The sequence below is a fragment of the Lentzea sp. CC55 genome, from assembly GCF_021056325.1.
Classification (GTDB): Bacteria; Actinomycetota; Actinomycetes; order Mycobacteriales; family Pseudonocardiaceae; genus Lentzea; species Lentzea jiangxiensis.
This window is the reverse complement of record NZ_JAJCXE010000056.1, coordinates 13,467-31,020: the sequence shown is the minus strand read 5'-3', so window position 1 is coordinate 31,020 and position 17,554 is coordinate 13,467. Positions and strand designations below refer to the sequence as shown.

Here is a 17,554-nt window from a genome sequence, read left to right as displayed (position 1 = left end):
TCCGGCTCGTCGGCGGTGGTGGTCCGGGGATCCCCGGCGGCCGGGTCCCGCACCGGACCCGGCCCACCTCTAGTTGCCCAGCAGTGCCCGGAGGTCGTCATCAGGCGTCAGGTAGCGGCCCGACAACGAATCCGCGGCTCCGGAGGCGAGGGTGAGCAGCAGCCGCACCGCCTGCTCCGGCGCGGAGAACCGGCCGTGCTCACGCTGCTCGCTCAACCAGTCGCGCACCTCGTCGCCCCACGTGTCCCCGGTCGGTCCCCGGTCCAGGTGCTGCTTCGTCAGCCCGAGGTCCACGAGGCCGGGGTGGAAGCTGAAGACCGAGACCCCGGTGCCGTGCAGCTCGGGATCCAGGTTGTCGGCCACCTTGATCAGGGCCGCCTTCGACACCGAGTAGGACGACAGGTTCGGCCAGCGGTGCCGGCCCGCGGAGCTGACGACGTTGATGATGCGGCCGGCGCCACGGGACACCATGCCGGGCAGCACCGCACGGCAGACCTTCAACGTGCCGCGCACGTTGACCTCCATGGCCCGCCACCACTCGCCCTCGTCGGTCTCCCACATCGGCCCCATCGGGCCGGAGACACCGGCGTTGTTGACGAGCACGTCGACCTTGCCGAACGTGTCGACCGCGCGCTGCACCGCGGCGGACATCCGTTCGGCGTCCATGACGTCCGCGACCTCGTGCCGCACCTGGCCACCCAGCGCCCTGACGTGCTCCGCGACACCGGCCAGCGCCGTGCCGTCGCGGCCGGTCAGGACGAGGTTCGCGCCGGCTTCGGCCAGGGTCTCGGCGAACAGGCGGCCCAGTCCGCCGGTCGCCCCGGTGAGCAGGACGGTGGTTCCCGCCAGCGACACCGGAGCGGAGGTGGCGGGGGCCGCGGACGCCTCGAGCCGCTGGCGCAGGTGCTTGGCGAGCGCCTGCGGCGACGGGTGGTCGAAGATGGCCGTGACCGGCAGGGACAGGCCGGACTCCCGCTCGATCCAGTTGCGCAGTCCCAGCGCGCTGAGCGAGGTGAGCCCGATCTCGAACAGGGCCACGTCCGGCGAGATGTCCTCGACCGCACAGCCGAGCAGGTCCGCGGCGGTCGCCGTGATCGCGTCGGCGAGCTCGTCCGCGCCGAGACCGGTCAGCCGGGGCGTCGCGGTGCCCGGGGCGGTGCGGACCCGCAGCGGCGGGTCGGCGTCCACAGTGGACAGCACCGGTTCCGGTGGCACGGAGGCGTCCGCGGCGGTGAGGACGACCGGACGGGCGACCAGCTCGTCCGCGGTCAGCACGGGAGCGCCGGTGCCGTCCCAGGCGGTCAGGGACACCGAGTCCTCGCCGGTGGCCGTCATCCGCACCCGCAGCGCCGTGGCACCCGCGGTGTGCACCTCGACACCGCTCCACGAGAACGGCACCCGCACACCGGCGGAATCCGGGAGCAGGAAGCCGAGCGCCAACGGGTGCAGAGCCGCGTCGAGCAGCGCGGGGTGCACCAGGTGCTCCCCCGCCCCCAGCGGCGAACGCACCTCCAGGAACAGCTCGTCATCCCGGCGCCACAACGCTTCGAGACCGCGGAAGGCAGGTCCGCACGACAGACCGCGCCCGGCGAGCAGGTCGTGCAGGCCCGAGACCGGGACGGGCACGGCGCCGGCCGGAGGCCAGGCACCGGCGAGCGGTGCGGGGGCCGCGCTCGCCCCGGTCACCGTGGCACGGGCGTTCTGGGTCCACGGCGACTTCTCCGAGGACCGCGAGTGCACCGCAACGGCACGGTCGCCGTTTTCGTCCGGTGTGGACAGTTGCAGCTGCACCTCGGCCGGAGCGGTGATCGGGGCGGTGAACACCACGTCGGCGACGCGCGCCGCAGGGTCGGTCCGCAGCACCAGGTCGAGCAGCGCGGTGCCGGGAACCACCACCTCGCCGCCGACGCGGTGGTCGTTCAACCAGCTCTGGCGCTCCACCGACACGTGGCCGGTGTGCAGGCTGCCGCCCGTCGCGAGGTCGACGGAGGACGTGAGGAGGGCGGAGGCGCCGGCCGCCGCACCGCCGTCGATCCAGTAGCGGCGTCGCTGGAACGCGTAGGTCGGCAGCGGCACCGTGGTTCCGGTTCCGGCGAACGCGGCCGCGAGGTCGACCTCGGCGCCGTCGACGAACAGCGCGGCCAGAGCAGCGCACAGCCGCGCCCGCCGCGCAGTCGCCGGACCGAGCTCCACCCGGTTGGCCGACGCGTCCGGCTCGGCCGCCGCGCTCCAGCCCGAGGCACTGGCGAGGTCCCGCACCAGCGGGGACGAAAGCCCCCGGTAGCCCACGGATTCGCTGGTCCGGGCGAACTCCGCCGCGGACACCGCCATGGCGGTGACCAGGCGAGCGGCGTCCGGCAGCGCCAGCAGCCCGGCGACGTGGGCGGCGGCGATCTCGCCCACACCCCCGCCCCACAGCCGGTCGGGCCGCACCCCCCACGAACGCAGGAGCCGGAACTGCGCCACCTCGAAGGCGAACAGCGCGGGCAGGGCGAACCTGATCTCCCGCGCCTGTTCGGGCTCCTCCAGGACGACCGGACGCAGAGGCCGGTCGAGGAGCGCGTCGAACGCCTGGCACGCGGTGTCGAACGCCTCGGCGAACACGGGATGCGCGTCGTGCAGCTCGCGCCCGAGCTCCAGGTCCGGGCCGTGTCCGGGGAACACGACCTCGACCGGTGCCGACCCTGTCACCCCCGTCCGGACGCCGGGCGCGGTCTCTCCCGCCGCCAGCGCGCTCAGGCCCGCGAGCGGGTCTTCTCCCGCCACGAGTGCCCGGTGCCGGAACGGCGTCCGCCCGGTGAGCGACACGGCGACATCGCCGGGATGCAGGCCGGGGTGTGCGCTGAGGTGGTCGCGCAGGCGGGCGGCCTGGAGACGCAGGGCCTCCGCGGTGCGCCCGGACAGCACGAACGGTGTCGCGACGCGCTCGACCGGTGGCCGCTCACCCTCGGCCTCGGGCGCCTCCTCCAGCACGACGTGGGCGTTCGCACCACTGATCGCGAACGCGGACACACCGGCCCGGCGCGGTTCGGCTCCGCGCTGCCAGGGCTTCGCCTCGGTGAGGAGATCCAGCTGACTGGTGGACCAGTCGAGGTGGGAGGTGGGGCGGCTGATGTGGAGGCTGCGCGGCAGCACGCCGTGGCGCAGGGACTGCACCATCTTGATCACGCCGGCCACCCCGGCCGCGGCCTGGGTGTGGCCGAGGTTGGACTTCACCGAGCCCAGCAGGACCGGCCGGTCCCGGTGGGAACCGAAGACCGCGTCGAGCGCCTGGACCTCGATGGAGTCGCCCAGTTGGGTGCCGGGGCTGTGCGCCTCCACGGCGTCGATCTGGTCGCCGGTCAGCCCGGCGTCCTCCAGCGCCGCGCGGATGACCCGCTGCTGGGCGGGGCCGCTCGGGGCGGTCAGGCCGCTGCTGGCACCGTCGGAGTTCATGGCGGTGCCCCGCACGACCGCGAGCACGGGGTGGCCGTTGGCCTGGGCGTCGGAGAGGCGTTCGAGCAGGAGCATGCCCGCGCCCTCGCCCCACGCCATGCCGTCCGCGTCGTCGGAGAACGGCTTGCAGCGGCCGTCGGGCGCCAGCGCCCGCAGGCGGCTGAACTCGGTGAACGAGCCCGGTGTCGCCATCACCGTGACGCCGCCCGCCAGCGCCATCGTGCACTCGCCGGACCGCAGCGCCCTGGCGGCCAGGTGCAGTGTGACCAGTGACGACGAGCAGGCGGTGTCGACCGTGGAGGTGGGGCCCTCCAGCCCGAGGACGTAGGAGACGCGACCGGAGGCGATGCTCCCCGCGATGCCGATGGTGAGCTGCCCCTCGACGTCCGGGGGCGCGAGGTGCGACGGCGGCCCGTAGTCGTGGTACATCACGCCGGCGTAGACGCCGACCTGCTTGCCGCGCAACGAGCGGGGGTCGAGGCCGCTGCTCTCCACGGCCTCCCAGGAGGTCTCCAGCAGCAGCCGCTGCTGGGGGTCCATCGCCAGGGCCTCCTTCGGCGAGATGCCGAAGAACGGCGCGTCGAAGTCGGCGACACCGTCGAGGAACCCGCCCCGGCGCGCGTAGCTGCTCCCCGACTTCGCGGGATCCGCGTCGTACAACGCCTCCAGGTCCCAGCCGCGGTCGTCCGGGAACTCGCTCGTGACATCGCGCTCCTGCACGAGCACCTGCCACAGGTCCTCGGGCGAGCGGACGCCGCCGGGGAAGCGGCACGCCATGCCGACGACGGCGATCGGTTCGCTCGCGCGGTCCTTGACCGCGCGCAGCTCCTCACGCGTCTGGTGGAGGTCGACGGCCAGTTTCTTGACCGCGGACCTGAGTTTGTCGTCGTTGCTCATGAGGACACCCCGAACTCGCGGTCGATGAGGGCGAGCAGCTCGTCGTCGGAGGACGAGTCGATCTCGTCGGCGAGGGAGCTCGCGGCGGGCGCGGCCGCGGCGGGCGCGGTCTGCTCGTCCGCGCACAGGAGGCCGACCAGGTGCTCGGCCAGCGCCCTGGGCGTCGAGTGGTCGAACAGCGCGGTCGCGGGCAGCTTCAGCTTCGCCGCGCTGTTGAGCCGGTTGCGCAGCTCCAGGGCGGTGAGCGAGTCGAAGCCGCTCTCCATGAAGCCGCGGTCCGGTTCCACCGAGCCCGGCGACGCGTGGCCGAGCACGGCGCCGACGTGTTCACGCACCACCGCCACCACGAGGTCCACGCGGTCCTCCGGCGGTGCCGAGGCCAGGCGTCCCGCCAGGGTCGGACCTTCCGCCGCCACCACCCTTCCCGCGGGTGCCCGCTTCACGCGGACGAAGCCGCGCAGCACCGGGGAGGCCGTGCCGTCCTGGGGCACGGAGAGCCGGGCCGGCACGAGGAGCGCGGGGCCGGAGCCGGCCGCGTCGTCGAACAACCGCAGCCCCTCGTCACCGGAGATCGGGACGACGCCCAGCCGCAGCAGGCGGTTGCGGTCGACCTCGCTCAGCCGGGCGGCCATGCCGCCGTCCTGCTCGGTGCCGGCCCACGGACCCCACGCGAGCGAGGTGGCGGGCAGTCCTTGCGCACGGCGGTGGTGGGCCACCGCGTCGAGGAACGTGTTCGCGGCCGCGTACGCCGCCTGTCCCGGCATGCCGAGCAGTCCGGAGGCCGAAGAGAACAGCACGAACGAGCGCAGGTCGTGCTCCTTCGTCAGCTCGTGCAGGTGCCAGGCCGCGTCCGCCTTGGGACGCAGCACCGCGTCGACGCGCTCGTTCGTCAGGTCGCTGACCACACCGTCGTCGACGACGCCGGCGGCGTGCACGACAGCGGTGAGCGGGTGCTCCGCCGGGATCGCGGCCAGCGCCGCGGCGAGCGCCTCGCGGTCGGCCGCGTCGCAGGCGGCGGCGGTGACCGTCGCACCGGCCTTCGCCAGCCGGGTCCTGAGCTCGGCGAACCCGTCGGCGGCCTCGCCACGCCTGCTGAGCAGCAGCAGGTGCCGGGCGCCGTGGCGCTCGACGAGGTGGCGGGCCAGCAGGCGGCCCAGGCCACCGGAACCGCCGGTGATGAGGACGGTGCCGTCGGGGTCGAGCAGCGTCCCGTCCGCGGCGGAGGTGCGGGCGGGCGTCAGCCGGGGCACGAGAACGCGGCCGGCGCGCAGCGCGAGCTGGGGTTCCCCGGTCGCCAGCGCGGCGGGCAGGCTCCGGTGGAACTCCTCGTCGGGAGCGTCGACCAGGACGAACCGGCCGGGGTTCTCCGACTGCGCGGACCTGACCATGCCCCACACCGCGGCCGCGGCGGGGTCGGCCGGATCGTCGTCCGAGCCGATGACCACGGCACCGGTGGTGTGGAACACGACCGGGCCGTCGGCGTTCTGCACCGTGCGGAGCGCGAGGTCGAGCACCTCACGGGTCCGCGTCACGGGATCGGTGCCCGTGGCGGACAGCCGCACCACGGGCGGCACCTCACCCGCGGGCGCCTGCCCCACCGGCACGGGCTGCCAGTCGAGCTCCTGCAGCATCCCGCCGCTGGTCGAGGTCGAGGCGCGCAGCTGTTCGGACGAGACGGGCCGCAGGGTGATGGAGTCGACCGTCGCGACGGGGTTGCCCTCCACGTCGGTGATGTCGATGGCCATCGTGTCGACGCCCTGCTGGGTCAGCCGCACGCGCACCGAGCTGACACCGGTGGTGTGCAGCGTGACACCGGACCAGGCGTAGGGAACGCGCACCTGGTGCTCGGTGCCGGGCTCGGAGCCGACGGCGGCGAGCTGCAGCGTGGCGTCGAGCAGTGCCGGGTGGACGCCGTAGGTGTCGAGGTCGGCCTCGGCGTGCAGGGAGACCTCGGCGTAGCGGGTCGAGCCGTCCTTCCACCCGGCCCGGATGCCGGTGAAGTAGGGCCCGTACCCGAGCCCGGCGTCGGCCAGCCGCTCGTAGAACGGGGCGATCGGGATGACCTCGGCCCCGGTCGGCGGCCACTGCTCGACGGGCCTCGGGGTGGCGCCGTCGCGGGCGATGGCCCCGGTGGCGTGGTGGATCCACTCGTGTGCGGCCTCGTCGGTGAAGCGCGAGTGGACCGTGAAGGCGCGCAGGCCGGTGTCGTCGGCGGGGTCGACGACGAGCCGCAGCTGGCGGACCCGTCCCGGCTCGCCGGAGACGAACACGTGGTGGTTGATCTCGTCGATGCGGCCGCAGCCGAGCCGGCGTGCGGCCCACAGCGTCATGTCGACGAACGTGGTGCCCGGCAGGATCGGCTTGCCGTGCACGCAGTGGTCCGGCAGCCAGGCCGGCGTGTCGAGCGACAGGACGCCGGTGAAGACCGTCGTCCCGTCCGGCAGCTCGACCACGCTGCGGATCAGCGGGTGGTCGGACGAGTCCTGGCCGAGGCCGGACGCGGAACCGGGCCGCGCCTGGCCCGACGGCCAGAAGCGCTGGTGCTGGAACGGGTAGACCGGCAGGCCGGGAACAGCGGCCGGGCGTTCCCGGAAGAGGCGCTCCCACGCCACGTCGTGCCCGCGCCGGTACATCACCGCGAGGGCGCCGACCACGCCGGCGTCCTCCGCCTGCCCGGCCTTCACCGCGCCGATCACCGTGCCGTCAGCGGTCTGGGCGGCCAGGGGCGTCAGCACCGTGCTCGGGCCGATTTCCAGGATCGTCGTGACCCCGTTGTCCACCAACGAACGAACGCCTTCGTGGAACCGCACGGCGCCACGCGCGTGGTCGACCCAGTAGCGCGGGTTCGCCAGGTCCTCGGCCGTGACGGGACGACCGGTCACGTTGGAGACGAGCGGGATGATCGGGGCGGAGTGCTCGATCGAGCGCACCACGTCCTCGAACTCGGCGAGGATCGGGTCCATCAACGGCGAGTGGAAGGCGTGGCTGACCTTGAGCCGGGTGGTCCGGCGGCCCTCGGCCCGCCACTTCTCCTCCAGGCCCGCCACGGCCTGCTCGTCCCCGGACAGCACGACGGAGCGCTCGCCGTTGACGGCCGCGACGGAGACCCGGTCCCGCAGCCCGGACAGGTCGATCTCGTTCTCGGCCGCCTGCACGGCGAGCATCGCGCCGCCTTCGGGCAACGACTGCATGAGCCGGGCCCGTGCGGAGACGAGCCGGCACGCGTCCGTCAGCGACAGCACACCCGCCACGTGGGCGGCGGTGATCTCGCCGATCGAGTGGCCCAGGACGTGGGAGGGGACCACGCCGAAGTCCTCGAACAGCCGGTACAGCGCGGTCTCGAACGCGAAGAGGGCGGGCTGGGTGTACCCCGTCCGGTTCAGCAGGTCCGGGTCGTCACCGAACATCACGGACTTGACGTCCACGTCGAGCTGACCGCAGACGTCGTCCAGCGCCTTGGTGAAGACGGGGAACCTCTCGTAGAGGCGGGCTCCCATGCCGAGCCGCTGCGCGCCCTGTCCGGAGAAGAGGAACGCCAGGGCGCCGTCGCGGCCGCTCGGCTCGACCTGCGCGAGCTCCTCGAGCAGCTCCTCCCGGTTCGAGGCCGTCACGCCGGCGCGGCGGGTGAACCGCGTGCGGGTCGTGGCCAGGGCCGCGGCCAGGCCGGTCAGGTCCGCCTCGGGGTGCCCGGCGACGAACGCGCGGAGCTGTTCGGCCTGCGCGCGCACCGCGTCGTCGGTCTTCGCGGAGAACACGAAGGGCGTGGCGGGAAAGGACGTCGAGGCCGCGGGCCCGGCTGCCTGCTCGGGTGCTTCCTCGATGATCAGGTGGGCGTTCGTCCCGCTGATGCCGAACGACGACACCCCTGCCCGGCGGGGCCGCCCGGTGCGCGGCCAGGCCACGTTCTCGGTGAGCAGCGCGACGCCCGACCAGTCCACGTCGGGCGTGGGCCGGTCGACGTGCAGCGTCCGCGGCAGCTCGCCGTGGCGCAGCGCCTGCACCATCTTGATCACGCCGCCGACGCCGGCCGCCGTCTGGGAGTGACCGATGTTGGACTTGAGCGATCCCAGCCACAGCGGGTGCTCGCGTCCCCGGCCGTAGGTGGCCGCGAGGGCACGTGCCTCGATCGGGTCGCCCAGCGTGGTGCCGGTGCCGTGTGCCTCCACGACGTCCACGTCCGACGTCGTGAGCCTGGCGTTCGCGCAGGCCTGCTTGATGACGGCTTCCTGGGCGGGACCGCTGGGCGCGGTCAGCCCGTTGCTGGCGCCGTCGGAGTTGATCGCCGAGCCGCGGATGACCGCGTGCACGGGGTGGCCGTGGGCGATCGCGTCGCTCAGCCGCTCCAGCACGACGATCCCGGCGCCCTCGCTCCACCCGGTGCCGTCGGCTCCGGCGGCGAAGGACTTGCACCGCCCGTCGGGGGCGAGTCCGCGCTGCCGGCTGAACTCCACGAAGGTGCCGGGCGTGGCGATCACGGTGGCACCGCCCGCGACGGCGAGCCCGCACTCACCGCCGCGCAGGGCGTTCACGGCCTCGTGGATGGCGACCAGCGACGAGGAGCACGCGGTGTCGATGGTCATCGCCGGTCCGCGCAGACCCAGGGTGTAGGAGATGCGGCCGGACGCGACGCTGGTGGCGTTGCCGGTGAGCAGGTAGCCCTCGGTCTCCCGCACCCCGCGCAGCAGCGACTCGTAGTCGTTGTGCACGGCACCGACGAACACGCCGGTGGACGTGCCGCGCAGCTCGCCGGGCACCAGTCCGGCGCGTTCGAGCGCCTCCCAGCTGACCTCGAGCAGGAGTCGCTGCTGCGGGTCCATGCCGAGGGCTTCGCGGGGACTGATGCCGAAGAAGTCCGCGTCGAACCCCGCGGCGTCGTCCAGGAAACCACCCCGGCGAGTGCTGGTCGTGCCGGGCGTCTCACCCCCGGGGTCGTAGCCGACGTCCCAGCCGCGGTCGGCGGGGAACTCCCCGACCGCGTCGACGCCTTCGCGCACGAGCTCCCACAGGCCGTCCGGGGTCGACACCCCACCGGGGTAGCGGCAGGCCATGCCGATGATCGCGACCGGTTCGTGGTTGCGGTTCTCCGCGGCCGTCAGCTTTTCGCGCGCCTGCTGGAGGTTCGCCGTGGCGCGCTTGAGGTAGTCGCGAAGCTTGCTCTCGTCGGTCATCGGGAGTCACCCTTTTCGGTTCGGACGGTGGCGGGCCGGCCCGGCAGCTCGGTGCTCGCACCGAAGGCCTGCCGTCGCGGGGTGACGTCGGGGTCGCGGTTCACGGGGGAATTTCTCCGGCTTCGGGTGCTCGGTGCGGTGATCACCGCCCTGACGCGTTCCACCCGGCCGTGCCGCGAAGGCGCGCACCGGTACGACGTCCTGACGGGCCCCGCCGCGAAGGACGCCGGGGAAGCGCATTCCACGGCGAGTGGCAGGGGTGTGCCGACGTCAAGCTAGGAGTTCCCGCGACGCCTCCCAAAACAGCCGTTCCGTTTTTCGGTACGCGCGGCACCCGGCTCGACGCGGGAACGGCCACGGGTCCCGAAATTCGGAACGGTCGTTGGCCGCCGCGCCCGGCCGTCGTCTTACATCGGGCGACACTCCCCGCCCAGCGAGATTGACGAGGGCCCATTGATGAAGGCCGCCCAGAGCCACCCGCGCGGCGCGATCGCCGTCGTCGGCATGGCGTGCCGCGTACCCGGTGCGCGAGACCTCGACGAGTTCTGGCGGCTGTTGCGCAGCGGTGAGGACGCCATCTCGACCGTGCCGCCGGAGCGCTGGGACGCCACGCTCGAGCCTCGGGACGCCGCGGCCCGTTTCGGTGGTTTCGTGGACGACGTCGCGGGCTTCGACGCCGAGTTCTTCGGCGTCTCACCGCGCGAGGCCGCCGCGATGGACCCGCAGCAGCGTCTCGTCCTCGAGCTCTCGTGGACCGCCCTGGAGAACGCCGGCATCGTGCCCGCGACGCTGGCGGGCCGCAACGTCGGTGTCTTCGTCGGCGCCCTGCGCGACGACTACGCCGTGCTCAGCCACGTGCACGAAGACTCCATCTCGCCCACCACCATGACGGGCACCCAACGGGCCGTCATCGCGAACCGCGTCTCCTACTTCCTCGGCCTGCGCGGTCCCAGCCTCACGGTCGACACCGCGCAGTCCTCCTCGCTGGTCGCGGTGCACCTGGCGGCGACCAGCCTGCGCGCCGGCGAGTCCGACCTGGCGGTCGTCGCGGGCGTGAACCTGAACCTGCTGCGCGCCGCCGCGGTGACCGCTTCGCGGTTCGGCGGCCTGTCCGAGGACGGCCGGTGCTTCACCTTCGACGAGCGGGCCAACGGTTTCGTCCGCGGTGAAGGCGCCGGTGTGGTGGTGCTCAAGCCGCTGGACAAGGCGATCGCGGACGGCGACCCGGTGCACTGCGTGCTCCTGGGCACCGCGGTCAACAACGACGGGGCGACCGAGGGCCTCACGGTGCCCAGTGCCGAAGCGCAGGCGGACGTCGTGCGCGCGGCCTGCGCCGACGCCGGGGTGGCGCCGTGCGACGTCCAGTACGTCGAGCTGCACGGCTCCGGCACCAAGGTCGGCGATCCGCTGGAGGCAGCGGCGCTCGGAGCGGCCCGCGCGGGCGCGGGCACGCTGGCGGTGGGGTCGGTCAAGACCAACATCGGCCACCTCGAATCCGCGGGCGGCATCCTCGGCCTGATCAAGACGGCGCTGAGCCTCGGCCACGCGGAGATCCCGCCCAGCCTCCACCACGACCGCCCCAACCCGGACATCGCTCTGGACGAGCTGGGCCTGCGCGTCGTCACGGCGGCGGAGCCCTGGCCCGTGGCGGAGCGGGGGCGGCTGGCCGGGGTCAGCTCGTTCGGCATGGGCGGCACGAACTGCCACGTCGTGCTCGGGGCCGCGCCGGCGACCACCGAGGCCGGGTCCGGCACCACGGCGGAGCCGGGTGGCGCCGTGCCGCTGCTGCTGTCGGGGCGGACGGAGCAGGCGCTGCGGGACCAGGCCGACCGGCTGCTGTCCCACCTCGCCGCGGCACCGGAGGCCGGCGTCGCCGAGGTCGCCCGGGCCGCGGCGCTCACCCGCACGTCGTTCCGGCACCGTGCCGTCGTGGTGGCCGCCGACCGCGACGAGCTGGTGCCGTCGTTGCGCGCGCTGGCCGACGGGCTGCCGGACCAGCGGGTCGTCCAGGGCCGGGTCCGCACGCCCGGCCGGACGGTGTTCGTCTTCCCCGGTCAGGGGTCGCAGTGGGCCGGCATGGCCGCGGCGCTGCTGGAGTCCTCGCCGGTCTTCCGCGCCAGGGTCGACGACTGCGCACGGGCGCTGGCACCGTTCACCGACTGGTCGTTGCACGACGCGTTGACCACCGGCGAGGGGCTGGACCGCGTCGACGTCGTCCAGCCGGCCCTGTTCGCCGTCATGGTGTCCCTGGCGGCGGTGTGGGAGTCGCTCGGCGTGCGCCCGGACGTGGTGGTGGGCCACTCGCAGGGCGAGATCGCCGCTGCCTGCGTGGCGGGAGCGCTCACCCTCGACGACGCGGCGAAGATCGTCGCGCTCCGGTCCCGTGCGCTCACGGTGCTCGCGGGCACCGGCACGATGGCCGTGGTGTCGCTGCCCGAGGCAGAGGTCCGGGCCCGGCTGACCGCCTTCCCCGGCCTCGAGGTCGCGGCGCTCAACAGCCCGACCTCCACCGTGGTGTGCGGCCCGGAGCACGACGTGAACGGGTTCGTGGCGGCGTGCCAGGCGGAGGACCTCCGCGCACGCCGGATCGCCGTCGACTACGCGTCGCACTGCTCGGCGGTGGAGGCGGTGCGCGAGCAGTTGCTGCACGACCTGCGGGACGTGGCTCCGTGCGAACCCGGGATCGCCTTCCACTCCACGGTCACCGGCGAGGGGCTCGGCTCGCGCCGGGTCGACGCCACCTACTGGTTCGACAACCTGCGCCGTCCCGTCCTGTTCGCCCCGGCCGTCACGGCCCTGCTCGACGAGGGGTGCTCGGTCTTCGTCGAGATCAGCCCGCACCCGGTCCTCACCGGTGCGGTGGGCGAGATCGCGGAGGCGGCGGGCACCGGGCTCGTCGTCTCCGAGACGCTGCGCCGCGACGACGGCGACTGGTCACGGGTGCTCGGCTCCGCCGCGACGCTGCACACCGCCGGGGTCGCCGTGGACTGGCAGCGGGCCCTCCCCGAGTCCACCGGCGGACGGTTGCGGCTGCCGGCCTACCCGTTCCAGCGCAAGGCCCACTGGCTCCCGCTCTCGTCCGCTCCGTCCGCGCTGCCCGTCGCCGCACACCGGGACGTCCCGCCGCCGGAGCCCGCCACCGACGAGCCGGTGGTGGACGTCCGCCAGCTGCTCAGGCTGGTCCGGGCGCACACCGCGATCGTCCTGGGCCACGCCGACGCGGCCTCGGTGGAGCCGGACCTCACCTTCAAGGAGATGGGGCTGGACTCGCGCATGGCCGTCGAGCTCCGCGGCCGCCTCAACGACGCCACCGGCGCCGGGCTGCCCACCGGCGCGGTGTACGACCACCCGACCCCGGCCCGCCTGGCCGAGGCCGTGCACGCGCGCCTCGGCGGCGAACAGACCCCCGCTGCGGCGCCGTCAACGGGGACGGCGGCCGAGGAGGACGACCCGATCGCCGTTGTCGCGATGGCGTGCCGGTTGCCCGGCGCCGACTCGCCGGACGAGCTCTGGCGGATCCTCTCCGACGGCTCCGACGAGACCGGCGGTCTTCCGCTCGACCGCGGCTGGGACCTCGACCACCCGGTGCGCATCGCCACCGCGCGCGGAGGTTTCCTCGACGGCGCGGCGGAGTTCGACGCGGACCTGTTCGGGGTCTCGCCCCGTGAGGCCGCCGCGATGGACCCGCAGCAGCGTCTGCTGCTGGAGCTCGCGTGGGAGTCGTTCGAACGCGCGGGCATCGACGCCACGGCGCTGCGCGGCAGCCGGACCGGGGTGTTCGCCGGCGTGATGGCGCAGGACTACGGGCCCCGCATGCACGCACCGTCCGAGGAGCTGACCGGTCACCTGCTGACCGGCGGGGCCACCAGCGTCGCCTCCGGTCGCATCGCGTACACGTTCGGGCTGCGCGGCCCGGCCATCACCCTCGACACCGCCTGTTCCTCCTCCCTGGTGGCCGTCCACATGGCCGCACGGTCGCTGCGGGCGGGCGAGTGCACCCTGGCGCTCGCCGGCGGGGCGACGGTCATGGCCACCCCGGGCTTGTTCGTGGAGTTCGAGAAACAGGGCGGTCTCGCACCGGACGGCCGCTGCAAGCCGTTCTCGGCCGCGGCCGACGGCACCGCCTGGGGCGAAGGCGCCGGGCTGGTCCTGCTGGAGCGGCTGTCGGACGCCCGGCGCAACGGGCACCCGGTGCTCGCGGTCGTCCGGGGCAGCGCGGTCAACTCCGACGGCGCCAGCAACGGTCTCACCGCGCCGAGCGGTCTCGCGCAGGCCGAGGTCATCCGCGACGCGCTGGCCGCGGCGGCCCTCACCGAGAGCGACGTCGACGCCGTCGAGGCGCACGGCACGGGCACGGTGCTGGGAGACCCCATCGAAGCCCAGGCACTGCTGGACACCTACGGCCGCGCGCGTTCCGCGGAACGACCTGTGTGGCTCGGATCGCTCAAGTCCAACATCGGGCACGCGCAGGCCGCGGCCGGTGTGGCCGGGCTGATCAAGATGGTGCTCGCGCTTCGCCACGGCCTGCTCCCCCGCACGCTGCACGCGCAGCAACCGACGCCCCACGTGGACTGGTCGCCCGCCGCGCTGCGGCTGCTGACCGAGGCCGTGGCGTGGCCCGCGGGCCGGTCCCCGCGCCGTGCGGCGGTGTCGGCGTTCGGCATCAGCGGCACCAACGCCCACGTCATCGTCGAGGAGGCTCCCGCCGCGGACGCCCCGGTGCCGGAGCCCGGCGGAACCGCGCTGGTCGCGTGGCCGTTGTCCGCCGCTACCCCGGCGGCCCTGCAGGCCGGGGCCAGGCAGCTGCACGAGTTCGCGGACGGCCTTGGCGATCTGTCCGAGGCCGCGGTCGGTGCGGCCCTCGGCCGGCGGCGGAGCGCGTTGCGGGAACGTGCTGTCGTTCTGGCCGAGGACCGGGCGGCGCTCCTGCCCGCCGTGGCGGCGCTGGGCGCCGGCGACCCGGCGGAGGACGTGGTGCGCGGCCACGCGACCGGCGGCGGCACGGCGTTCCTGTTCCCCGGCCAGGGCTGCCAGCGCGCCGGCATGGGAGTCGAGCTCGCGGCGGCCTTCCCGGTGTTCGCCGAAGCCCTGCGGGAGGCCTTCGCCCACCTCGACCCGGAGCTGCCCCGGATCATCGCGGAGGACCAGGACCGCCTGAACCGGACCGAGCACGCCCAGCCGGCCCTGTTCGCGATCGGGGTGGCGCTGTACCGGTTGCTGCGCGACTGGGGCCTGACGCCCGGCTTCGTGGCGGGTCACTCGATCGGCGAGATCGCCGCCGCGCACGTCGCGGGTGTGCTGTCGCTGCCGGACGCGTGCCGCCTGGTGACCGCGCGGGGTCGCTTGATGCAGGCACTTCCGGCCGGTGGCGTGATGGTCGCGGTGCGGGCCGCGGAGGAGGACGTCGTTCCCCTGCTCGCCGGCGAAGTGGCCATCGCGGCGGTCAACGGCCCCCGGTCGCTGGTGCTCTCCGGTGCGGAAGACGCGGTTGTCGCGGTCGCGCGGCGGTTCGGTCCGGTCAAGCGCCTGGCGGTGAGCCACGCGTTCCACTCGCCGCTGATGGAGCCGATGCTCGCCGAGTTCCGGCGGGTGGCCGAAGGGCTCACGTACCTCCCGGCGCGGATTCAGGTGGTGTCGACCGTGACCGGTCGCCTCGCCGCGGGAGACGACCTGCGCTCGGCGGACTACTGGGTCCGGCACGCCGCGAACGCCGTGCGGTTCCACGACGCCGTCACGACCCTGGCCGACGAGGGCACGCGCACCTTCCTGGAGCTCGGTCCCGACGGAGTTCTCAGCGCACTGGCCGCGGCCGGTCTGGAGTCGGCGGACGACTGCCTGTTCGCTCCCCTGCTGCGTCGAGGCCGGGAGGAGGCCCGGGCGGCGGTGACCGCAGTCGCTTCCGCCCACGTCCGCGGTGCCGAGGTGGACTGGACGCGGGTGAACGGTCTCGAACTGGCTCCGATGGTCGATCTGCCGACGTATCCCTTCCAGCACAAGCACTACTGGGCGAACGCCGTGCGGGAGAGCCGGGACGCCGCCGAGCTGGACACGCGCGCCTGGCGTTACCGGGTGGCCTGGCAACAGGCCCCGGCCCGATCCGCGGCGCGCCCGGCGGGCACCTGGCTGGTGCTGGCGGACGCGCGTCACGACCAGGCGTGGACGCGAGCGGTGGCCTCCGGGTTGATCGACTGCGGTGCGCACGTCAAACACGTGCTGCTCGAGGAGGACGGCCTCGACGGCCTTCCGGCGCGACTCGGTGGGATCGGCCCCGTCACCGGGGTCGTCTCGCTGCTCGGACTGGCCGATCGTCCGGTCTCGGGTGTCTCCGCAGGGCTCCGCTCGACGTTCGCCCTGCTCCGCGCGGCCGGCACGCTGGGAGCCCCGGTCTGGCTGCTCACCGAGCACGCGGCCGGGACCTCGGCGGGCGACCCCGTGCGCAACCCGCGGCAAGCGCAGGTGTGGGGCGTCGGCCAGGTGGCGGCTCTCGAGCAGCCGGAGTCCTGGGGCGGTCTCGTCGACCTGCCCGCCGACCCCACCGCGGACGCGGTCGACTCCCTGCTCGCGGTGCTGGCGGATCCGGCCGGTGAGGACCAGTTCGCCGTGCGCGCCGAGGGCGTGCTGGTACGACGGGTCGTTCCGGTCCGGCACGAGCGGGCGAAGCACTCCCGCCGCTGGCGTCCCGAGGGCACCGTGCTCGTCACGGGCGGCACCGGCGCGCTCGGCGCGCACCTGTCCCGCTGGCTGGTCGCCGAAGGCGCCGAGCACGTCGTGCTGGCCAGCAGGCGGGGTGCGGCAGCCGTGCCGTCCGGCGGCCTCGCGCACCAGGACGACCGGGTGACCGCCGCGTCCTGCGACGTCTCGGACGAAGCGCAGGTCAAGAACCTGATCGCGGAGCTCGCGGCGCAGGGACGGCCGGTGCGCACGGTGGTGCACGCGGCAGGGGTGAACGTCACCCGCCCGCTGGCCGAGACCTCGGAGGCCGACCTGACCGCGGTGCTCGCGGCCAAGGTCGTGGGGGCACAGGTGCTCGGCGACCTGCTGGTCGCGGGCCAGGTGGACGAGCTCGTCCTGTTCTCCTCGGCCGCCGGTGTCTGGGGCGGCAAGGGACAGAGCGCGTACGCCGCGGCCAACGCGGGCTTGGACGCGCTCGCCGGGAACCTGCGCGCCCGGGGCCACCGCGCGACCTCGATCGCCTGGGGCATGTGGGCCGGCGAGGGCATGGGTGCCGACGACGCGCTCGCCACCAGGCTCGCCCGGTCCGGGATGCGCGCCCTGCGACCCGAACCGGCACTGCGGGCACTCCACGAGGCGCTCACCGCGGACGAGCCGGCGCTGACCATCGCCGACATCGACCGCCAGCGGTTCGCGTCGCTGTTCTCCTCCGAGAGGGAACGCCACCTCCTGGACGAGTTCCTGGACGCCCCCGCCGTCGACACCACGACGCAAGGCGGCACCAAGCTGGCCGACCAGCTCGCCGCCCTGCCGGCGGACAGGCGCCACGGTCACCTGCTCGACCTCGTGAAGGGCGTGGCGGCGGCCGTCCGCGGCGAGGACGACGCCGCCCTCATCCCGCCGGACCAGGCGCTGAGGGACCTCGGCTTCGACTCGCTCATGTCGGTCGAGCTGCGGAACAGGCTGGCCACCGCGACCGGCCTGACGCTGGCGAGGACGCTGGTGTTCGAGCACCCCACCGTCGAGGCGCTCGCCCGTCACCTCGGTGAGGAGCTGCGCGGCGAGGACGAGGACGTCCTGGCGGTCCTGGGCAAGCTCGAGGCCGCGGTGGCCGCGAACCCGGACCACCTGCCCGACGTGGTCACGCGTCTGCAGGGGCTGCTCACCCGGCTGGGTGGCCACACCCCCGCGCCCGGCGGGGGGCTCGACATCGCCACCGACGACGAGCTCTTCGAGCTCATCGACGGCGAGCTGTCGTTCGAGACCCCCGTGAACGGCCTGGCGTCCGAGGAAGAACACGGCAGCTCCTGATCGGCGGTTCCGGTAGCGAGAACGTTCGACGCCGGCCCGGTCACCCTGTGGGGTGGCCGGGCCGGAGGCCG

At 74.2% G+C, this 17,554-nt stretch carries 3 protein-coding genes; 1 reads left to right on the top strand and 2 read right to left on the bottom strand.

Going from position 1 to position 17,554, the window contains the following annotated elements; genetic code table 11:
* Positions 1–69 precede the first annotated feature (69 nt).
* Together L6E10_RS35150 and L6E10_RS35145 are read right to left on the bottom strand one after the other, a co-directional pair.
* Positions 70–4,332, bottom strand: a complete 4,263-nt coding sequence (locus L6E10_RS35150; RefSeq protein ID WP_236224476.1) for a type I polyketide synthase — start codon at positions 4,330–4,332, stop codon at positions 70–72.
* Positions 4,329–9,500: a type I polyketide synthase gene (locus tag L6E10_RS35145; RefSeq protein ID WP_236224475.1), complete on the bottom strand. Its 5,172-nt coding sequence runs from the start codon at positions 9,498–9,500 to the stop codon at positions 4,329–4,331. The genes L6E10_RS35150 and L6E10_RS35145 overlap by 4 nt, the downstream gene beginning before the upstream one ends.
* Positions 9,501–9,956: 456 nt before the next feature.
* Here L6E10_RS35145 and L6E10_RS35140 point away from each other — a divergent pair, with 456 nt between their 5' ends.
* Complete coding sequence (locus L6E10_RS35140) at positions 9,957–17,483, top strand: type I polyketide synthase (protein WP_236224474.1); 7,527 nt, start codon at positions 9,957–9,959, stop codon at positions 17,481–17,483.
* Positions 17,484–17,554 lie beyond the last annotated feature (71 nt).